Consider the following 21,225-nt stretch of genomic DNA (forward strand, 5'->3'; position numbering starts at 1 on the left):
TTTATGCGAAGTCTTAATCTGATTTTCCAACGTTGGGTAGTGGATCAATTCAGACTGCAGAAGAACGCTTACGAGCAAGCCTGGAATTGTAAAACAAACTGGGTTGGTGAGTGTGCTTTGTCTTTTTGGTTTTCATTGAGTTTTGTATTTTTAAAGCCGGTTATTTCGGGTGTTCCCTCATGGAAACTGCCTTTGGTTTACTATCCAAACGTTAATTTTGCTGCGCCAAGATGGTTTGATCCTGTACGTTTTATTATCCAAAGCGTGTGGTTGCTTTGCTTCAGGCAAAACGTAAATACAGCATGGTCCAAAAAAACCAGCAGCTTAGCGATGACTTTAGCCGAGCAAATTCGCAATGCGTTCTACTTGCCATTTGAAGTGGTTGCAAAAGGCGTCCGCTGGTTAGAACAGACAGCGAACAACATCAAAGATCCACAAGTTCGAGAGCGTATTAAAGCAAGTAAGTCCGCGATGGCGTTGAACTACACTTTGCTGTTTTTCGTGGTGTTAATCGCTTTGCTTTGTTTTACGGTGCCATTTGGTTATCAGGCTCAGACTGTCTTTGTGCTGTTACTCTGGGCATTAGCGATGATGGTCCGTCGCATGCCGGGTCGTTTTCCTACCATGCTTTTGATCATCTTGTCGGTTACGGCCTCATGTCGATACTTGTGGTGGCGTTATTCGTCTACCCTGAACTGGGACGATCCTGTTGCTTTGTTTCTAGGGGGCGTTTTACTTCTAGCTGAGACGTATTCTTGGATTGTGCTGATGCTTGGCTATTTCCAAAATATCTGGCCATTGAATCGCAAACCAGTATCGATGCCACCGGATCAGTCAACTTGGCCAACCATTGACTTGATGATCCCTACTTACAACGAAGATCTCGATGTTGTGAAAGCGACGGTTTATGCCTCGTTAGGTGTCGATTGGCCGAAAGACAAACTTAACATCCACATTCTGGATGACGGCAAGCGTGATAGCTTCCGAGATTTCGCCAAAAGTGTAGGGGTGAACTACATCCGCCGCCCAACGAATGAACATGCGAAAGCCGGTAACATTAACTATGCGTTGAAGCAGACCAACGGTGAGTTTGTTGCGATTTTTGACTGTGACCATATTCCTACACGAGCATTTTTTCAGCTCACAATGGGGATGTTCCTGAAAGATCCAAAGTTGGCGCTTATTCAGACGCCGCACCATTTTTTCTCACCGGATCCTTTTGAGCGTAACTTATCGAACTTTCGTAACGTGCCAAACGAAGGCAACTTGTTTTACGGCCTGATTCAAGATGGTAACGACTTATGGGATGCGACTTTCTTCTGTGGCTCGTGCGCTATTTTACGTCGAGAGCCTTTAGAGGAAGTCGGTGGTATTGCAGTCGAAACCGTGACGGAAGATGCGCACACGTCTCTGCGCATGCACCGTTTAGGCTATCGTTCTGCATATCTTAAGCAGCCGATTTCTGCTGGTTTGGCGACAGAAACATTGTCTGCACATGTTGGGCAACGCATTCGTTGGGCTCGCGGGATGGCGCAGATATTTAGGGTAGATAATCCATTGACTGGAAAGGGGCTTAAGCTCTCTCAACGGCTTTGTTACGTCAATGCCATGCTGCACTTTCTATCTGGTATCCCGAGGATTGTATTCCTGATCGCACCCTTGGCTTATTTGTTGCTGCATTCCTACGTGATTTATGCACCAGCGCTGGCGATCATTTTGTACGTATTACCCCACATGATTCACGCCAGCATGACCAACTCTCGTATGCAGGGTGACTACCGTTATTCGTTTTGGGGTGAGGTATACGAAACCGTGCTTGCTTGGTATATCGCAAGGCCAACAACGGTGGCTTTGTTTGCGCCCCATAAAGGGACATTCAACGTAACGGCAAAAGGCGGTTTGGTTGAAAAGTCTCACTACGATTGGGTGATCTCTCGACCATATTTGGTTTTGGTTGCACTCAACATTTTGGGCTTCGCTGTAGGGATTTACCGAATGGGGTGGGGGCCTCAAAATGAAATCGGTACAGTTATCGTGAATCTCGTATGGACGATGTACAACCTGTTGATTTTAGGTGCTGCCGTTGCGGTTGCAGTAGAAGCTAAACAAGTGCGAAAAGATCACCGAGTAGAGGTGGCGATTCCTGTCGCGGTTAGGCTTAATTCTGGGCATTTAATACAAGCGCAGATGAAGGATTTCTCTTTGGGGGGCGTGCGCATAGAAATTGACGGGGTCGATGAACCAACCTGTGCTTACTTACTCGGTCAAACCTTAGAAGTGATCCTCAATCGAGGTGGCCAAGAATTCGTGTTCCCTATGACGGTTGCCTATGCTCATAAGGGGATATTTGGTTTACAACTCAACGAATTGTCTCATCAACAACGAATCCAATACGTCCAATGTACATTTGCACGTGCAGATACATGGGCGAAATGGCAACAAGGTTATCAATCAGATAAACCTCTATCGAGTATGCAGGCTGTACTGCAAGTCGGCTTTAATGGATACAAACGCTTGCTGCAACATTGTCCTAAGTTTGTTCAGGTCAGTGTGAATGCACTTTTATTTTGTATCGAATTTATTTGGTCACTAAGACCTCGTTATGTCCCAATCAGGACCTCAAGTCATGCTAAATAATAAAAAACTAACAGCGTTGACAACGGCTATCACTCTCATGTGTATGTCGTGCAGTCTCGCGGCACAAGAAGTAAGTCAGCAACAAGCAACGCCTTTGGCACAGCAAGATGCTGAAGATTCGACCGTGTTTAAGCGCGTCATCCCATTTAGTCAATTAGGTTACAGTGGTTCAATTGCTATCCAAGGTAGTGAGGCCAGTGCTTATATTGGTTTCGGTTCGCGACTCGATGAGGTGGTATCTAAAGCAACGTTGCACTTTGATATCACACCTTCGCCAGCGTTGCTCTCTTTGGTTTCTCACGTCAAAGTGTATTTGAACAACGAACTTATGGGAGTAGCGTCAATCGTCGATGGCCAGCAAGGCAAAAAGTTGAGCTTATCTATGCCGCTGGACACTCGTTACTTTAGTAATTACAACCAAATTCGCTTTGAGTTAATAGGGAATACTCAGAAAGACTGTGCTAATCCCAATGACTCGAGCATTTGGGCTGAGATTAGCCAAAGTAGTCGAATTGAGATGCTTGCTCAAAAGACAGTGCTGGAAAGTGACTTGAGTTTGTTACCGGCTCCTTTTTTTGATGTCCGTGATTTCAGCCAGTTAAATCTGCCTGTCGTGATGGGTAGCAAATACGATTTAGATGATGTCAAGGCTGCCGGTGTCTTGAGCTCTTACTTTGGTGCTCTTGCGGGTTGGCGTGGTGCTCAATTCCCTTTTAGTGTCGACACGTTACCTAAGCGCAACGCCATTGTCTTTGTTACCAATGACAACAAACCTGAGTTTCTGAGAGATTTTCCAGACACGGATGGCCCTCGTCTTCAAGTCATCACTCATCCAACAGACCCGTACGTGAAGTTTCTTCTGGTGACAGGCCGTGACAGTAAGGATCTTAACATTGCGGTGCAAGGTTTGGCGTTGGGAAACCAACTTCTTACTGGACCAATCGCGAAGATTAATGAAGTCAAACAAATCAAACCACGAGTCCCGTACGATGCGCCAAACTGGGTGAGTACGGCTCGTCCTGTTGCATTGTCTGAGTTAGTCGAACAAAAAAGCATGCTGCAAGTGGAAGGCCGAACGCCTCCACCAATCAACGTAAGTTTGCGTTTACCACCCGATCTCTTTACTTGGCAAAGCCGTGGTATACCGATGGATCTTAACTATCGTTATTCACCGCCTGCTGCGGATCATTCCGGCTCTCGTCTGACTTTGAGTATTAATGACCAATTCATTGAGGCGTTCAACCTAACCACAAAAGGTCAAGGTGGAGAATCTAACCGTATACGTGTTCCTTTGTTAGATGATGGCATTCTAAGTGGTGATACGTTTGTTCGCATTCCGGCTTTTAAGGTGGGTAGTCAAAACCGAATCGAGTTCGAATTTGGCTTTGCTTCGGTGACCGATGGGCAGTGCCAGGTAACGCAGCCAAGTAAGCAATACGCGGTTATTGATGGTGACTCTACGGTTGATTTTAGTGGTTTCCCCCACTACATCGAAATGCCAAATATGCGCGCTTTTGCTACATCCGGTTTTCCTTACACTCGCATGGCTGATTTGTCAGAAACTGCTATTGTTGTTCCAGAGAGTGCTCCAAAAGAAGTGTTGCAAACCTTCTTAAACGTCATGGGGTCATTGGGACGTGACTCTGGGTACCCAGGTATTCAGGTGCTTTTGACAGATAAATGGAATGCTGAGCAACTAAAAAATAAAGATATCCTGACGATTGGTGTTGTGGATGCATTAGAAGAAGCCGCTAATAATCCTGACCAAGTTAACTTAGTGGTTAAAGAGGGTCAGAGACAAATTCGCCTACCAAGCAAAAATGAAAAGCAGCTCGGAATGAACTGGATGAGTCCAAGTGATGCTCGTCAAGCCGCCGCAGATTATGTTTCTGTCGAGGCAGAAGGCTCTTTTGCTGCTATTTATGGTGCAGAATCGCCATTTACGAAAAAACGCAGCGTCATTTCTATTATGGCGGCTCACCCGTCAGATTTTTCGTCGGTTGATCGCGCGTTGGCTGACTCCGGTAAAGTGGAGCACATGTTTGGCTCGGTGGTGACGTTGAGAAATAACGAAGTAGCAAGCTACAACGTGGGTTCGCACTACTATGTCGGTAAGCTTCCTGTGTGGCAGCTCGTTTGGTATCACTTCTCTAATCACCCAGTCATCGTTGCGTGCTTTGCCGCCTTGCTAGTGGTGATCGTAACCATTGTGCTTTGGCGCGTATTACGTCAAGTCGCGTCTAGACGTTTAGAAAAAACTGAGGAAGAGGAATAATGAAAAAACTCATCTCGTTCCTTATGTTGTTCGTGTCTCCTTACTTGTGGGCTAACACCTGCGAGTGGCCACAATGGGAAACATTTAAGTCGGTATACATGGAGCAAGGCCGAGTCGTTGATGGCAGTGACGAGCGTATGATTACAACCTCGGAAGGCCAATCTTACGCATTGTTCTTTGCCTTGGTTGCCAATGACCCTAAAACCTTCGATCAGGTTTTAAAATGGACTCAATCACATTTGGCTGGTGGGGATTTGACGGCAAGGCTTCCTGCTTGGTTGTGGGGAAGAAAAGAAAATGGTCAGTTCGGAGTCTTGGATTCTAACCCAGCGTCAGATTCAGATTTGTGGATAGCTTACTCCCTTGTTGAGGCGGGGAGATTATGGAATAACTACTACTATCAGACCCTTGGACATCTGATCGCGAGTCGTATTTTACGTGAAGAAACCGTCAACATAGCGGGAGTTGGAACGGTATTGTTGCCAGCTCCAACGGGCTTTGATGCCGACGGCCAGTACCGTGTGAATCCGAGTTATGTTCCGTTACAACTGATTGCTCGTATGCAGTCGCTGTACCCGCAATACAACTGGGATTCAATGTACAAGGCAAGTGTTCACATGCTAGAGAAAACGATGCCAGCTGGCTTTAGCCCAGACTGGGCAGCATTGAGAAATGGTCGTTATAGCTCAGATGTGGTTACAGGGCCGATGGGCAGTTACAACGCGATCCGCACTTATCTTTGGGCGGGTATGCTAAATGACCAAGTTTCAGAAAAAGCAGTATTAGTACAAAAAATGCAGCCGTTTGTCGCGGCAACCAAAGCCCTTGGTGCGCCAGCGAGAGAAGTAAATACTGAAACGGGTAAATATACCCAAGCAGGAAGCGCAGGTTTTTCTGCTGCGGCTCTTCCGTTACTCGCGGCTTCTGGTGAATCTACGCTGTTGGAGACGCAGTTTCGTCGTGCTCAAAATGAACTTGTGGTGGACAAAAACGATCATTATTACGACAACGTATTAAGTCTATTTGGGCTTGGTTGGCATGAAGAACGTTACCGTTTTGGTGTGCAAGGTGAATTGCTTCCTGTATGGAGCGAGAGATGTCAGTAACAGGACGCGTGTTATGGTGGATTCCACTGGTTGCTTTGGCGGCTGGTGGCGTCGGCACTGTGCATGCAGAAAGCTTTAGCTCAAAACCTCTGACAAAGTCGCAGCTCGCACAGGTCTACAAGCCTATCGAGCTGGTTCAATTTTCCACATCATTAGCACGAGTTGACTCGGTTGAGTGGTTGGTTGAGCAGCTAAAACTGGCGGATGCGATTGGCCGAGATGATATTGTCGAGAGTACTCTGGAGAGGCTGTTCGCGATTGAAGAAAGCAATCCAACGGGGCTTTTCTATCAAGCGAATATGTATCTGAAACGTAAGCAGCCAGAATTAGCAAAACCGGTATTTGAGCGCTTAATCAGACAGGCGCCTCATTCGACTCAAGCGAAAAACTTGTCATCGATTATGGCTATTCAGGGAGAGAAAAGAGCGGATTATCAGCGCGCTCAGTTGCTTGCAAAATCTGGTCGTTACGATGAAGCGATTCAAGCTTACAAAGCCCTTTTCCCAAATGGAATGCCATCACCAGCGTTACAACTGGAATTCCTACAGTTGCAAAGTAATTTGCCAGGCAGTTGGAGCTCGGTAAAACAGGGACTGGAACGTTTAAATGCAAATTATCCTAGTGTTCCGTCTTTTCAACTCGCGTTAGCCAACCACATTCGCAAAGAGAATCCTGCTGATCCATGGATTCTCGATACCTATAAAAAGTTAGCGCTTGCTCCTTCGGTTGGAACAAATGCGGCAACGTCGTGGTTGCGTGCATTGGATCAATTGCCTATTTCAGATCAAGTTGTTCAGCAATATGCCATCTTAGCTAGCTACTACCCGTCTGACATGGAGATACAAAGAGCGAATCAAAGCGCGAAAGATCGCTGGAAAAAGGAAAAGGAACTACGCAAAGACCCCACTTATCTCGCCAAGCTCAAAGGGTTAGCGTTGCTCGAGGAAGATAAAACCGGCCAAGCAGAAGCTCAGCTGCGTTATGCGTTGACGACTCGTCCGCAAGATCCTGAATTGCTTGGTGCTATGGGTAAGGTTTATCTACGTAGAGGGCAGCAACAAAAAGCGCTCGGATACTTTAAACAGGCTCAGCACTTAGATCATAATCCTGACTCGGCCTCAAAATGGGCAGCGCTAATCGAGACTTCTCAATATTGGGCGTATCTTGATCAAGGTGATGCCTTGGTCGAAAAAGGCCAGTTTAAGCAAGCAGAAAGCGCTTATCAAAAAGCGATTCAAGTAGATAAATCCCAACCTTATGCTTATTCATCATTAGGCTCTTTGTATCTGGTACAAGAAAATTATGCCGCGGCAGAGAAGGTTTTCAAACAAGCTTTGCAACTGGATAGCAGCAATAGCTCTGCATTGCGTGGTCGCTTAGATGTTCGTATTCAGCAGCAAGATTGGTCTGGCGCGGAAGCACTCGCGCGCAGTTACTCAGCCCCACAGCAGAAAGTGGTCGCTGAAAAAATAGCGAGCATCAAGTCGGAAGTTATTTTGACTCGTCTGCGGATCGCAATCGCTCAAAATGATCAGGCAACGATGAAAGCGTCCGTAGAGGAATTGATTGCGCTACAGCCAACCTCCCCATGGTTAAGGCTTGATATTGCTGACGTGGTTCATTCAATGGGCGACAAAGTACGCGCGGATACGCTGATGTCCGATTGGGCTACATCTAGTAATGACCCTGAAATGAAATTTGCTTACGCGCTTTATCTCGCGCAGGACTTCAACGTGAATGAGGCCATCGCTGAGCTAGAGAGTATCGCACAACATGACATGACAGACGCAATGCAGCGCAATTTAACCCGCTTGAAGCTTGATGCTCAGTTGAGAGACATTCAAACGCGTTACTTAGCTTCTCCCGAATCAGTAATGGCGATATTACGTGCGCTAGAGTCTGATTATCAAGGTCAAATTCAACCGCTCGCTCGTCTAGTGAGTGCGTGGTTAGACATTGATGAAGTTAAGGAAGCTGAGAGGATTTTCCAAAACATTTCGCTTTCAGAAGATTGGTCAACCGATGACAAACTGGCTTACGGCAGCATGATGGTAAGCTTGAATCACTTTGAAGATTTTGATCGTTGGTACGCGGACTTAGCATTAAATTCCGCAACACAAGATTTAAGTGCTTCGGAAGCATTACAGCTTGATGAACTCAAAACCCGTCGACTGTTGAGTCAAGCGGATCTGATGCTGGTTAATCAACAGCCTAAGCTTGCGTTGGATTTGTATGAACAAGTTTCTTTAAAGCCTGAGCCATTTAAAACTCAAGCAGAAATTGGCATGTTGCAAGCTAGTGCTTTGACTGGGTATGAAGCGACGTATCACGACATGCACCTCATTTTGAATAAAAAGCGCGATAGCTTAACTGCGGCACAGTTGATGACAGTGGCCGCGGTGTTTAATCAACAAGGCTATCGAAATGACGCTAATGCGCTAAATCAGTTGTTGGATGCGATGCCTGATGCTGACGCATTAGCATTTCGCAATAGCATGTCTATAGCAATGGAAAATCAACAGTGGGCGTTAGCTGAAACACGCGCCTATCAAGCCTTAAATCGTGACCGAATGGATAAAAATCGTGAACCTGAAGAGGCGAAAAAAGAACCCCTAAGCTTACGCGAGCTATATGATACTGCTGACGACTACTGGTTGACTCGTAACGTCAAATCGGACATCGATAAACTGCATGATCGGAGTGATGGGCATGTCATGATTGGCTGGGATTACAGTGCACGAGATGGCCGTAATACTTCGAATCAAGTGCCCATAGAAGCCCGAATCCCGATAGAGAGCTGGGATGGGCACCTGTTGCTAAAAGCCGATTATGTTTCTATCGATTCAGGTCAGTTGGACTATTATGAAAAAACCACCGATTCTGACAGCACTTCGTTCCAAAATGACGCATCAGGTATGGCATTTGGAGTGGGCTGGCAGGCTGAAGATTGGTTGGTCGATATCGGCACGACACCAATTGGTTTCGACCATACCACATGGGTTGGTGGTGTGCGCATCAATGGGGACCTGGGTGAGTTCGGTTGGACGGCAGAAGCTTCGCGTCGCCCTGAGACCAGTAGCGCGCTTTCTTATGCTGGAATGTCTGTCCCTAGCGGCACGACTGACCCTCAAGGGACTAAATGGGGCGGAGTTGCTCGTACTGGTGTGAAGTTGAGCTCAAGTTGGGACATTGGTGGCCCTTACGGTTTTTGGAGTAGCTTGCAGTATCATGTTTTGACTGGTGAAAAGGTTGAGGACAACACTCGTTTAGGCGTGCTAGGTGGAGCGTACTACAAGTTAATTGCAACGGATGACCAGCGTTTAAGTATAGGTACGAACTTAATGTACCTTGATTACGACAAAAATCTGGGTGAGTACACGCTAGGTCACGGTGGCTACTACAGCCCGCAAAGTTACTTCTCGGTGTCTTTACCTATCAACTTTTATGGCCGATACAACAGTTCTTGGTCATATCAATTGAGTGCATCCGTCTCTAACTCTTGGACTAAGGAAGACGCGCCATACTTATCGACAGTAGCGGAGTCAGACAAGGGTGGTGGTTTTGGTACGTCGTTGCAAGCGGCGGTGGAAAAGCGAGTCAGCAAACGTTGGTATCTTGGTGCGTTAGTCGATGTACAACGTTCTGAGTTTTATACACCAAACCATTTCATGCTTTATGCCAAGTACACCTTTAATGATCGTTGGCAACCAATAGAGTATCCGCCAGCAGCACCAACGTTGTATAGCGACTTCTAACAAAAAACAAAGGCCGGAAATCCCGGCCTTTGTTGTCTTATTCTTAGAAGAATGCGGCGCTTAGTACAAAATTGAGTAAAGCTGGCGACGATATTTGCTTGCTAATGCGTTACCTTGACCTAGTGCACTGAGAATATCCATAAAAGTCTTCTTCACGTCACCGTCTTGGGCGCCCAAGTCTTTTTTAAGAATATTCCACAGCAGTTCCAACGCTTCTTCATCCCGACCAACTTGGTTGTATTGTACCGCCAATTCACAAGCGAGTTCGAAGTTTGCCATGTCTGCTGCGTATGCTTGTTCTAGTCGCTGTAACTCAGGGCTATCTGCAGCCTGCAAATGCAGCTCGAGCTTGGCTATTAGGCTCTTGTAGTAGTTATCTTGATACTCGAGAGGGATAGCGTTCAGTAGTTCTTGGGCAATATCAAATTGTTTGGTTTCTAGCAAACAATCAGCCATCGCGAGTTTCACATCACCACGCTCTTGCAGCTCTGGCGGCAAAGTGTGGATGATGCTCAAAGCCTGAGCATGCTCACCTTGCTGAAGAAGTTCACTGACTTGTTTTAATAGTTGTTCATCTGGGCTTGGCAAATGCTTTTGTAGCATGGTAGCAATGGCATCAATTGGCTGGGGGCCTCCTAGACCATCGACGGCTTGACCATTTATAAACAGCGCGATAGTTGGCAATACTTGCACGCCAAATTGAGACGCTAAAGCGGGCTGATCTTCACAATTTAGTAGAGCAAGCGTAAATGCACCGTTGTACTGTTGAGCAAGAGATTGCAACTCAGGGAGTATCTGTGCGCTTTCTGGTTGAGCGTTGGCCCAAAAGTGGATCAAAACGGGCGTGTTCATTGATCCTTCAAGCGTTTCGCGAAAGTTCTGTTCTGTTATCTCAACGATAAATGGGGATTGCATCAGAGTATCCTTGCCTTGTGTCTTGTCGTTGATATTAGATATGGAGTTGATTTAGGTGAAATTCAAGCGACATTCACCATCAATAATGAATCATTCTATTTTGAGAAAACGTGAGGTAATAGAGTGAGGTTATTGCTGCTCAGGTGTTAGATAAAAAGAAAACGCTGCCGAAGCAGCGCAATTCTAATGCTATTTGTTAGTGCGGTATCAAAATAGGATGAACATGGTCAACACTACACCCACACTAAGCCAGTTAAGCTGATTTAATGTCATTGTTGCCTCGCAGTAGTATAAACATTGCTACAAAACGTAATGGGTGGCGATACCAAATCTAAGCAACTCAATCACTTTGGGCGAAAGAATCCCCGCTGAATTGCGTAGAAATTGATTCGTTTAGTTGAGGTTTTTTTAACCTACATGTTCATAATGACATCACATTGTTACGGTGAAATTACATTTCGACAAAACTTTTTTATGCAGCCTGTCGCAAAATTTTATCAAGTACACGGGTTGGTAATAGTCTTTTCAAGACTGCGAATAATTTAGTCGGTGTAGTAATTCGATAACGAATTTTCGGTGAAACGCTAGTTAATGCATGAAGAACTGGTGCGATGCAAGACTCTGCAGGCAAAACAAATCGATTATTAGACTTGTCGTTGTTGAGTCGCTCTCTTTGTCCTTCATAAGCATGACGATGGGGGCTAGATTCAATATCAACCCACTTCTCAAAGGCTCGTAATGCATTGTTTCTAAATTGAGTTTCGATCGGTCCTGGTTCTATCAATGCCACTTTGATATTCGTATCCGCAAGCTCTAGCCTGAGCGTATCTGTCCAGCCTTCTAAGGCAAATTTTGATGAATTATAGGCGCCACGGTATTTCATTGCGGCAAAACCAAGAACAGAGCTGTTTTGTATGATGCGTCCTTCGCCTTGCTGGCGCATATGAGGAAGCACCTCTCTGACCAACTGGTGCCAACCAAAAAAGTTGGTCTGAAATTGATCTTGAAGAGCCTCGGTGGGTAAGTCTTCCAGTGCTCCGGGCTGACCATAGGCACCATTATTGAACACTGCGTAAAGCTTACCTTCTGCTAACTCTAGCGCTTGCTTCACGCCCGAAGAAATGCTTTCTGGGCTATTTAGGTCTAGATTGATGCAGGTTAGCCCTTCATTAATTAGGCGCTGGACATCTTGTTCTTTCCTACAAGATGCAATGACATTAAATCCCTTGTTTTGTAGGGCGTGAGCGCACACGTAACCGATGCCGGTTGAACAACCCGTAATAAGAATCGACTTTTTCATAATTTAATTTAAGACTCAGAAACATTGATTGGAGCCATCATTCATCAGCTCCGGTCATGAAGCAAGTGCTTGAGTGCTGGCTCTATTCTGGAGTAGCTAAATTTAAAGCCCAGTTCGGTGAGTTTTTTGGGTTTGGCTCTCATGCTATCAAACAATAAGCAGGAAGATTCTCCCATTAGGAGTTCCATCGCCCATTTAGGCGTGAACAAGATATGCGGACGTTTTAGCGTTTTAGCTAGTGTGCCGCTGAATATACGATTAGTCACAGGATGGGGGGCGCACATATTGAATGCACCGTGAGCATGTGGTGTTTCAAGCAAGTACATGATGGCGCGGACCATATCTAGGATGTGAATCCAAGGCATGTACTGATTACCGTTCCCAAGTGGGCCGCCTACGCCAAGCTTGTAAGGTAATAGCATCTTTGCCAACGCACCACCATTAAGGCCGAGTACCACGCCAGTTCTCATTAGACAAACCCGTGTTTGTTCCGACTCTGCGCGCTTAGCTATTTGCTCCCACTTTGCACAAACCTCGTGAGGAAAGTCGTCGCTATTAACATGTAAGCACTCATCAAACGGATGATCTTGTTGATCACCATAGTAGCCAACTGCCGAGCCACTAATAAAAACAGAGGGAGGTTCGGTACTTGCGTGGATCAGCTCAACAATTTGCTCGGTAATTTTCCAACGACTTTTGCAGATTTTTTCTTTTTGCTCGCTGGTCCACCTTTTATCCGCAATAGGCTCACCTGCAAGATTAATGACGGCATCAACGTGATTGAGATCGGCGAACGATTCGAGCGAGTCAAGGTATTCGATATTACCCAGATCAGCATGCTGTAGGCGTTGTTTTGCTCGCTCTGGAGAGCGTGTAAGTAGCATAACTTGGTGAGTTGATAGCAGCTTGAGCAACTCCGAGCCAATAAACCCAGTGCCACCTGTGAGTAATATCTTCATGTTATCTCTTTGAATGTACACGTATTAGAACATTATAGTCGTTTTGTGCTTAGCTTGATCATCTCAACACCATTATTTCTAGGATAGTGACAAGCTGACAGAGAGGCTATTAACTTCACATATTAGTAAATATGTAACTAAATGTTATAGATGGCGCTAGTGTATTCACGGTAGAAGAGTGAAATCTATGCCAGACTAGAAGTTATCGCTCATTGGAACGAGCGTAATCAGTTTGCACAATCAAGGAGGATAGGCATGGAAGCATTTGTTGCGCTTTTTCGAGCGCTCCTCAATAGTGCTCGTGACTTATTACCCATCATCATTGTTATCACTTTTTTCCAATTAGTCGTTTTGCAAGAGCCGCTGCCCAACCTGGTCTCCATTCTTTTTGGCTTGTTGCTTGTCGTTTTAGGATTAACCTTTTTTATCTTTGGCCTAGAACTTGGTCTTTTTCCTATCGGAGAGAGTATGGCTCAAGCCTTTGCAAAAAAAGGCAGCGTGTTTTGGTTATTAGTCTTTGCGTTTTGTTTGGGGTTTGGCACCACGATAGCTGAACCTGCATTAACCGCGGTAGCAGAAGAAGCATCAGAAGTTGCGGCAGAAGGAGGGATGATCACAAACTCAGAGCAATCCATGCAGGATTATGGACAAGGGCTACGAGTAACGGTGGCACTTTCTGTGGGGATCGCTATCGTTATTGGCGTTCTGCGCATCTTAAAAGGGTGGCCAATTCATTACATGATCATTGGTGGCTATGTAGGCGTTGTAATACTGACGTGGTTTGCACCTGAAGCCATTATTGGCGTCGCTTACGATTCCGGAGGTGTAACCACGTCCACCATAACAGTACCTTTGGTCACTGCTCTGGGCGTCGGTTTAGCGTCTTCTATTAAAGGGCGCAACCCTATGGTGGATGGCTTTGGTTTAATTGCTTTTGCCTCGCTGTTACCGATGATGTTTGTGATGGTTTACGGAATGGTCGTAACATGATTTCAATTGATCATTTCCTAGACACTTTATTATCGACCGTTAGAGACGTCGTTCCCATCGCCAGCATTATTTTTGGTTTTCAGTTAGCCGTGTTAAGGCGTCCTGTTAGCAACCTTAAGAAAGTTTTGCTTGGGTTCGTTTATGTGATTTTCGGGTTAGCTCTTTTTTTACTTGGATTAGAAATGGCGTTGTTTCCACTTGGGGAGACGATGGCTGTGCAATTAACGGCGCCGGAGTTTTTACAAGAGTTCAAAGTATCGGTAGGGAAAGCCTTAATGTGGGTCGACTATTATTGGGTTTACACCTTCGCCTTTTTTATAGGCTTTAGTACCACGATTGCAGAGCCTTCTTTAATCGCTGTAGCGATAAAAGCAAACCAAGTCTCTGGAGGCAGTATCAGTATTAACGGCTTGCGCGTAGCCGTTGCGTTTGGGGTGGCAATTGGTATTGCATTAGGGAGTTACCGGATTGTCGTGGGCGATCCCATTCATTATTACATCATCGCGGGTTACATCGTCGTTGTGATTCAAACGTTTTACGCTCCTAAGCTTATTGTTCCACTCGCCTACGATTCTGGAGGCGTAACAACTTCTACCGTCACTGTCCCACTTGTAACTGCATTAGGGTTAGGGCTTGCTTCGACCGTCCCTGGAAGAAACCCAATGATTGATGGCTTTGGCTTGATCGCGTTTGCCAGTCTATTTCCTATGATCTCTGTGATGGGCTATGCGCAAATAACCCAGTGGCTGAATAAAAACGTCTCGGAGGAAGAAGAAAATGCGCTTTAAATTGATACTTGCGTTTGTTGAAGACAGCAAAACAGACAAGGTGCTGGACGCTGCACGCGATGCTGGTGCGACCGGTGCAACAGTGATTAACAATGCTCGCGGGCAAGGTTTAAATCAAAAGCGAACGTTTTTTGGTTTAACGCTAGAAGTGCAAAAAGATGTGCTGCTGTTTGTGGTCGAGGAACATCTCTCTCGACACATATTAGAAACCATTAATGAGGTTGGTGAATTCGACAGAGAGTCGGGGCAGGGCATTGCTATTCAGATCGATATTGAAGATGCAGTCGGTGTCGCGCATCAAGTAGAAACGTTGACCAAAGTGGTTGAGGATGAGTTATGAGCAGTCAAACGATAATTAGAGTTCGAGATGTTATGGCGGCAACGTATGTGATGGTTGATGGACTGATGACCGTATACGAAGGCATAACGCTAGCGAAAAAATACCAAGTCAAAGCGCTGGTGGTGAAAAAGCGAGATGATAATGATGAATATGGCATCGTGTTGATGAATGATATCGCCAAAAAGGTGCTGGCGAATAATCGTTCTCCTCAGCGCACAAATATTTATGAAATCATGACCAAGCCCGCTTTGTGTGTCGAACCAGATATGAACGTAAAATATTGTGCCCGTTTGTTTGAGCGATTTGGCATAAGCAGAGCGCCGGTCATTGAAAGTGGCGAGGTCATTGGGATGGTGAGTTATAACAATATTGTCATCAATGGTATGGTGCGAGAAGAAGTGTAATAGGTTGATATAAATGAAAAATCAACGATTTTTTCTCAAGTCAGCGACTGTTACAAAGAACTAAAATATTTAATATATGTTAGGTTGCATATGTGTTGATTCACCATTATTCTTTGCGCCCTAAGCCTAATGTCGAGGAATCTGTATCATGCCTTTAGTCTCTTGCCCCGTGTGTGAGAAACAAATCTCAAAACGCGCTCATGCATGTCCAGGATGCGGAGAGCCCGATCCGCTGCACCATCTAGCCAAATCAAAATTTATGTCGATGGTGTTTTGGATACTGGTGTTGGTTGGAACAGCGTATGCAGCATGGTTCTATGTTTTGCCTATGGTCATTGAATCATTGCGCTATCAGTAGTATTCAAACCGTCGTAGGTTGAGCTGCTAAAAAAATGCCGTAGAATGACCTCATACTTTTTGAGGAGACAATGTCGTGAAACTATTTTTTGCCTCAGACCTGCATGGCTCTTTGCCAGCAACTAAAGAAACCATTGAGCTATTTCTGGCCTCTGGTGCGCACCACCTGATTTTGCTAGGAGATACGCTAAACCATGGGCCGCGAAACCCTATTCCGGAAGGCTACAACCCTCCACAGGTAGCAGACTTATTGAACCAATACAGTGATCAAATTATTTCTGTACGTGGCAACTGTGATAGTGAAGTGGACCAAATGCTATTGAAGTTTCCAATGATGATGGATTACTCATGGGTGCTACTTGAATCTGGCAAGAGAATCTTTTTGACTCATGGTCACTTGTACAACTCTGAAAAACGGCCGCCACTGCGCGAAGGTGATATCATCGCCCACGGGCATACACATGTTCCCGTCGCAGAGATGCAAGATGGAGCCATTATATTCAACCCAGGCTCGATGACATTCCCACGTAATGGCTTACCGAGAAGCTTTGGTACTCTAGAAGACAATAAGCTAACGGTAAAAACGCCAGAAGGCGAAGTATTAGCACAAACCATGATTTAACGGTTTTACTAAGTAAAAAAATAGGGAGCGAATTGCTCCCTATTTTGTGTCTGAATGTCCTAAATCGCGTTCTGGGTCGATAATGTCTCTAACGCGCTGTTTTAGCACCTTGGCTTCAGGAAAGCCGCTGTCTTTTTTCCGTTCCCAAATTTGCTGGCCATTACAGAAAATTTCGAAGCGACCACCTGTGTCTGGGTGTAAGCTGATTGTTTCTATTTCTTCACTAAAAGTATGCAGTAATTCTTGCGATAGCCAAGTTGAACGCAACATCCAGTTGCACTGGCGGCAGTAATAAATATCAATGATTGCTTTATCCATGAAACTTTCCTTTTAATCTTTTTAAACCAGCAACTTGATGCCCACCGCAAACGTGAGAATTTCGAATGCAACTTTAATCACTCTGTTACTGTATCGAGTCGCGGCCCATGCGCCTAAACTGCCGCCTAGAAAAGAGCTTAACAATAAAACAGGTAACCAAGCCCAGTGAATAGGCGCCCCTGCCTGTACGACGGCAATGCCTCCAATGCCATTCCAAAACAGGCCGACACAAATCATGGTGTAAGCAACGGCTTGTTTGTAGTCGTAACCAAACCAGCGCACCAAAAATAGTGTCACGAGCAAACCAGAACCTGCGGTAAGAGATCCGTTAATGATGCCGATGAACAGCAAGCCAATTCCACCAATAACCCAACCAATAGGATGACGGTTGCGTATTACTTCAGCTTGGCCTAGCGATGTCTTAAATCGCGAGTAGATACCCAGCGCTAGGATCATCGTACCGAGCATCTTTTCCGCGATACCATCAGGGATCTGTACAATTAAGTTAGCCCCTAAAATCACGCCAATACTACCGGACAAGATAAGGTAGAGCGCGATTTTCCATTTAATAGTGCCTGATCTTAAATGCGTGCTTGCTGCGCCTAAGCCTAAAGCGACCGAAGCCACCTTATGTGTGCCTAGCGCAACGGAGAACGGTAAGCCGAGAAAGATGAGTAAAGGGAATTGAAGCAAGCCTGCTCCGCCACCGGAAAGTGAAGCCAGCGTGTTGGCGATTAGTGAACCGAAAAAGAGAGTAGTGGTATCTAGCCAATCCATAAGCAAAACAAAGGGGGCGTCTTGCCCCCCTTATCATCCAATCAAAATTAGTTTTTAAACAGTACCGAAGAACCGTGGTTCAAGCTAGTGAGCAAGAGTGTTTTTTCGTTCACGACGTCAATACGACGACTTTGCTCCGCATCTAGCTTAAAAATTTGAGTAATTAAACGTAGCTGTGCTTCGGAAAAGTCTTTTGATTGAGAAGATGAAATATCTTTAAACTCCGAAGGCGAGACCAACAAATAGTTGTCACTTACTTCCCAGCGGCCTTTTTCCGAGATATTTATCGTTGATTCTGCGGTTGAACCTTGAGCGAATAGTTTTATATTTGCTACGCGAATATAGTCACCATTAGGGAGATATTTCACGTTTGATTCAACATTAACTCGGCGTAGTGGGCCGACAGTATCGTCAGGCAAGCTGTCTGTAATGACTGTCACCATGGTCGACTGCCATTCGTTTGCTGTGAGGAGCTGCTCCACTTTTAGGTCACTTCCCCAATACAACCAACTACTGAAAAGAACGGATACGGCCAAAACCGCAGATGCTAATTTAATCTTCATATTGGCCTCCTTTATTTGCAGATGTCTGTTGGATCGTTTTGACCTGCGAAAATACGCAGTGTTACGTTCTCGTAAGAGTGGTTACTGTCATGAATGTAGTTCAGAATCAGCTGGTTATTTTGTCCACCAGTGGCAATCACTTCCACTGGCAACGAGTCTTCTGCATGGTGCTTCACGTAGCGCTCAATGCATTGCTCTATTGAAGGCAACCAGTTGTTGATTTGAGGGTGATTTACAGGTGTCATCACCGGTACACTTTGATACTCACCAATCTGACGGAATTGGGATTCCGCAGGGTTCGTGAATAACAATACGCAAACAGGAAGCAGCAGAGACAAAAAGATAATGACACGCGGTAGCCAGTTAATCGTGTTAGATGCTGGCTTCGGCTGAGTTTTAGTCGGCTCTACTTGAGGCTCAAGATCAGCAGTAGTATCGGTCACTATCTCTGTTGGTGGTGTATCGCTCGCTTCTAACTCCACTGCTGGCGCTTCGTGTTCAGAAGCGGTTTCTTCAACGTCAGTGTTAGAGTCAGTAGAAAATGGGCTCAAGCGTTCCACTGAACAAATGAGTTGGTAGCCACGTTTAGGTACCGTTTTAACAAACTCTGGAGATTTTGTTGAATCCTTCAACATCTTACGCAGAGTAGAAATCGCTTGAGTCAGGCTTGAGTCATCCACCTCAAAACCTTGCTCACGCCAAACAAACTCGTGAAGCTCGTTACGGGTTAAAACTTCGTTTGGTCTCTCTGCCAACATCAGAAGTATACGGCTTTCGTTGCTTCCTAATCGTACAACGTCGTTGCCGTTTTGTTGGTCAGCGAGCGAATTACTATTTGGATCAAAGGTGAACCTTTGAGCAAGTAGAAATTTGGTGCCAATGTTAGTCATTTAGTTCTTCTTAGATGGATGATGTTGTAATTATGGTGATTTATGTCACAAAATTACCGGGGCGCTTGGAGTGCGCACGACATTTTAGATGCTTTTAGACGGGTAGGATAATTAAAATTTTCTAAAAAAACACCGTTTTTAGCAATATTGACCTTGAATTTACATTTGTCAGCCACATGTTAAATGACATCTCGGTAAGGTGATTTCAAGGGGAAAGTCACAAACTTGTCCCTATGAAAAAGCCAATTAGTTTAGATGTTATGGAGCACACATGAGCGAAACCGTATCTCAAAATAAAGAAACTCGTGGTTTTCAATCAGAAGTAAAACAACTACTGCATTTAATGATCCATTCTCTTTATTCAAATAAAGAGATCTTTTTGCGCGAGCTGATCTCTAACGCATCAGATGCATCAGACAAACTGCGCTTTCAGGCGTTATCTAACCCAGATCTATACGAAGGTAATGCAGACCTTTGCGTGAAACTGTCGTTTGATGAAAGCGCAAATACCTTAACCATTTCTGATAACGGTATCGGTATGAGCCGTGATGATGTGATTGAGCACTTAGGAACAATCGCAAAATCTGGAACAGCCGAGTTTTTCTCAAAGCTATCTGAAGAGCAGAGCAAAGACTCTCAGCTTATTGGTCAGTTTGGTGTTGGTTTCTACTCGGCATTTATCGTTGCTGACGCCGTTACCGTGCGCACTCGCGCTGCGGGTCTAGCCGCTGATGAAGCGGTACAATGGCACTCAGCGGGTGAAGGTGAGTACACCATCGAAAACATTACCAAAGAGTCACGTGGTACCGACATCATTCTTCATATGCGTGAAGAGGGTAAAGAGTTTTTGAATGAGTGGCGTCTACGTGACGTTATCAGTAAGTACTCTGATCACATCGGCATTCCTGTTTCAATCCAAACTGTCGTTCGTGATGACGAAGGCAAGGAAACAGATGAGAAAAAGTGGGAGCAAATCAACAAAGCCCAAGCACTGTGGACGCGTAACAAATCTGATATTTCAGAAGAAGAGTATCAAGAGTTCTACAAGCACGTATCACATGACTTTGCCGATCCATTGGTCTGGAGTCATAACCGTGTAGAAGGTAAAAACGACTACACGAGCTTACTATACATCCCATCGAAAGCACCTTGGGATATGATGAACCGCGACCACAAATCAGGCTTAAAACTTTACGTACAGCGCGTATTCATTATGGACGATGCAGAGCAATTTATGCCGTCATACTTACGCTTCGTACGTGGTTTAATAGACTCAAACGATTTACCGCTAAACGTATCGCGTGAGATTTTACAAGACAATAAAGTGACTCAGTCTCTACGTAATGCTTGTACTAAGCGCGTGCTAACGATGCTCGAGCGTATGGCCAAGAATGACGAAGAGAAATACCAATCATTCTGGAAAGAGTTTGGTCTTGTGATGAAAGAGGGCCCTGCGGAGGACTTTGCAAACAAAGAGAAAGTTGCAGGTTTATTGCGCTTTGCTTCAACTGAAGTGGACTCTTCTGAGCAAACTGTGGGCTTGGCGTCTTACGTTGAGCGCATGAAAGAAGGTCAAGATAAGATCTACTACTTGACGGCAGACAGCTATGCAGCTGCGAAAAACAGCCCTCACTTAGAACAGTTCAAAGCGAAAGGCATTGAAGTTATCTTGATGTACGACCGCATTGATGAGTGGCTGATGAACTACTTAACTGAGTTTGATGGTAAACAGTTCCAGTCAATCACTAAAGCTGGGCTTGATCTAAGTCAGTTTGAAGATGAAGCAGAAAAAGAGAAGCAAAAAGAAACCGAAGAAGAGTTTAAGTCGGTTGTAGAGCGCACGAAGTCTTACCTAGGCGATCGTGTGAAAGAAGTTCGTACCACCTTCAAACTCGCATCTACGCCTGCTGTTGTGGTAACGGACGATTACGAAATGGGTACTCAAATGGCGAAGCTTCTTGCGGCAGCTGGTCAAGCTGTGCCGGAAGTGAAATACATCTTTGAGCTAAACCCTGAGCACAAATTGGTTAAGCGTATGGCTGACGAAGCCGATGAAGAAGCGTTTGGTCGCTGGGTTGAAGTTCTGCTTGGTCAGGCAATGCTAGCGGAGCGAGGCTCTATTGAGGATCCAACAGAGTTCTTAGGAGCCGTTAATCAACTTTTGACTAAGGTGTAATAACCTCTGCAAATCAAAAAGCTCGCATTTCGCGAGCTTTTTGTTTGTTGTCG

General features: G+C 45.3%; 18 protein-coding genes. 11 read left to right on the forward strand and 7 right to left on the reverse strand.

What is annotated here, in order from left to right:
- Nucleotides 1-3 precede the first annotated feature (3 nt).
- Genes bcsA through R7E00_RS08650 form a run of 4 tightly spaced genes read left to right on the forward strand, consistent with a single transcriptional unit; the run spans nucleotide 4 to nucleotide 9,773 of the window.
- A complete protein-coding gene (gene bcsA / locus R7E00_RS08635) occupies nucleotides 4-2,637 on the forward strand; it encodes a UDP-forming cellulose synthase catalytic subunit (RefSeq protein WP_262606275.1) in 2,634 nt (877 codons plus the stop codon).
- Nucleotides 2,627-4,912 carry a cellulose biosynthesis cyclic di-GMP-binding regulatory protein BcsB gene (gene bcsB, locus R7E00_RS08640; protein ID WP_053303301.1) on the forward strand — a complete coding sequence of 762 codons (2,286 nt, stop codon included), beginning with the start codon at nucleotides 2,627-2,629 and terminating at the stop codon, nucleotides 4,910-4,912. Before bcsA ends, bcsB begins: the two co-directional genes overlap by 11 nt.
- Nucleotides 4,912-6,018: a cellulose synthase complex periplasmic endoglucanase BcsZ gene (gene bcsZ, locus R7E00_RS08645; RefSeq protein ID WP_161441528.1), complete on the forward strand. Its 1,107-nt coding sequence runs from the start codon at nucleotides 4,912-4,914 to the stop codon at nucleotides 6,016-6,018. Before bcsB ends, bcsZ begins: the two co-directional genes overlap by 1 nt.
- A complete protein-coding gene (locus R7E00_RS08650; RefSeq protein WP_161441527.1) occupies nucleotides 6,009-9,773 on the forward strand; it encodes a cellulose synthase subunit BcsC-related outer membrane protein in 3,765 nt (1,254 codons plus the stop codon). Before bcsZ ends, R7E00_RS08650 begins: the two co-directional genes overlap by 10 nt.
- A 60-nt stretch (nucleotides 9,774-9,833) precedes the next feature.
- Here R7E00_RS08650 and R7E00_RS08655 read toward each other — a convergent pair whose 3' ends face one another.
- The 3 genes from R7E00_RS08655 to R7E00_RS08665 all read right to left on the reverse strand — a co-directional run bounded on the left by R7E00_RS08655 (nucleotide 9,834) and on the right by R7E00_RS08665 (nucleotide 12,947).
- Nucleotides 9,834-10,688, reverse strand: a complete 855-nt coding sequence (locus R7E00_RS08655; RefSeq protein ID WP_005388628.1) for a co-chaperone YbbN — start codon at nucleotides 10,686-10,688, stop codon at nucleotides 9,834-9,836.
- A gap of 472 nt (nucleotides 10,689-11,160) precedes the next feature.
- A complete protein-coding gene (locus R7E00_RS08660) occupies nucleotides 11,161-11,988 on the reverse strand; it encodes an SDR family oxidoreductase (RefSeq protein WP_064353702.1) in 828 nt (275 codons plus the stop codon).
- Between the two features lie 44 nt (nucleotides 11,989-12,032).
- Nucleotides 12,033-12,947 (reverse strand): TIGR01777 family oxidoreductase, encoded by a 915-nt coding sequence (locus R7E00_RS08665; protein WP_047102894.1) that lies wholly within the window; start codon nucleotides 12,945-12,947, stop codon nucleotides 12,033-12,035.
- A gap of 255 nt (nucleotides 12,948-13,202) precedes the next feature.
- Between R7E00_RS08665 and R7E00_RS08670 the strand changes: the two genes are divergently transcribed.
- From R7E00_RS08670 to yfcE, 6 genes are all read left to right on the forward strand, one after another.
- Entirely contained in the window at nucleotides 13,203-13,937 is a 735-nt protein-coding gene (locus tag R7E00_RS08670; protein ID WP_017634823.1) for a DUF1538 domain-containing protein, read from the forward strand.
- On the forward strand, nucleotides 13,934-14,725 hold the full coding sequence (locus R7E00_RS08675) for a DUF1538 domain-containing protein (protein WP_005382078.1): 792 nt from the start codon (nucleotides 13,934-13,936) through the stop codon (nucleotides 14,723-14,725). The genes R7E00_RS08670 and R7E00_RS08675 overlap by 4 nt, the downstream gene beginning before the upstream one ends.
- Nucleotides 14,715-15,065 carry a P-II family nitrogen regulator gene (locus tag R7E00_RS08680; protein WP_005382084.1) on the forward strand — a complete coding sequence of 117 codons (351 nt, stop codon included), beginning with the start codon at nucleotides 14,715-14,717 and terminating at the stop codon, nucleotides 15,063-15,065. The genes R7E00_RS08675 and R7E00_RS08680 overlap by 11 nt, the downstream gene beginning before the upstream one ends.
- Nucleotides 15,062-15,469 (forward strand): CBS domain-containing protein, encoded by a 408-nt coding sequence (locus R7E00_RS08685; RefSeq protein WP_031781352.1) that lies wholly within the window; start codon nucleotides 15,062-15,064, stop codon nucleotides 15,467-15,469. Before R7E00_RS08680 ends, R7E00_RS08685 begins: the two co-directional genes overlap by 4 nt.
- 148 nt (nucleotides 15,470-15,617) lie before the next feature.
- Nucleotides 15,618-15,827: a hypothetical protein gene (locus R7E00_RS08690; protein ID WP_005382086.1), complete on the forward strand. Its 210-nt coding sequence runs from the start codon at nucleotides 15,618-15,620 to the stop codon at nucleotides 15,825-15,827.
- 75 nt (nucleotides 15,828-15,902) lie between these two features.
- On the forward strand, nucleotides 15,903-16,448 hold the full coding sequence (gene yfcE / locus R7E00_RS08695; protein ID WP_017634822.1) for a phosphodiesterase: 546 nt from the start codon (nucleotides 15,903-15,905) through the stop codon (nucleotides 16,446-16,448).
- 39 nt (nucleotides 16,449-16,487) lie between these two features.
- Here yfcE and R7E00_RS08700 read toward each other — a convergent pair whose 3' ends face one another.
- The 4 genes from R7E00_RS08700 to R7E00_RS08715 are packed head-to-tail and all read right to left on the reverse strand — an operon-like array spanning nucleotide 16,488 to nucleotide 18,996.
- Entirely contained in the window at nucleotides 16,488-16,766 is a 279-nt protein-coding gene (locus R7E00_RS08700; protein WP_005382088.1) for a SelT/SelW/SelH family protein, read from the reverse strand.
- 21 nt (nucleotides 16,767-16,787) lie between these two features.
- On the reverse strand, nucleotides 16,788-17,543 hold the full coding sequence (locus R7E00_RS08705) for a sulfite exporter TauE/SafE family protein (RefSeq protein ID WP_047102891.1): 756 nt from the start codon (nucleotides 17,541-17,543) through the stop codon (nucleotides 16,788-16,790).
- Between the two features lie 47 nt (nucleotides 17,544-17,590).
- Entirely contained in the window at nucleotides 17,591-18,106 is a 516-nt protein-coding gene (gene toxS / locus R7E00_RS08710) for a transmembrane regulator ToxS (protein ID WP_005382091.1), read from the reverse strand.
- An 11-nt stretch (nucleotides 18,107-18,117) separates the two neighbouring features.
- Complete coding sequence (locus R7E00_RS08715) at nucleotides 18,118-18,996, reverse strand: transcriptional regulator (protein ID WP_025766992.1); 879 nt, start codon at nucleotides 18,994-18,996, stop codon at nucleotides 18,118-18,120.
- Nucleotides 18,997-19,267: 271 nt separating this feature from the next.
- Here R7E00_RS08715 and htpG point away from each other — a divergent pair, with 271 nt between their 5' ends.
- Nucleotides 19,268-21,172 carry a molecular chaperone HtpG gene (gene htpG / locus R7E00_RS08720; protein ID WP_053303298.1) on the forward strand — a complete coding sequence of 635 codons (1,905 nt, stop codon included), beginning with the start codon at nucleotides 19,268-19,270 and terminating at the stop codon, nucleotides 21,170-21,172.
- The last annotated feature ends 53 nt before the right edge of the window (nucleotides 21,173-21,225 follow it).

This window comes from Vibrio sp. Vb1755, from assembly GCF_033338635.1.
Lineage (GTDB): Bacteria > Pseudomonadota > Gammaproteobacteria > Enterobacterales > Vibrionaceae > Vibrio > Vibrio alginolyticus.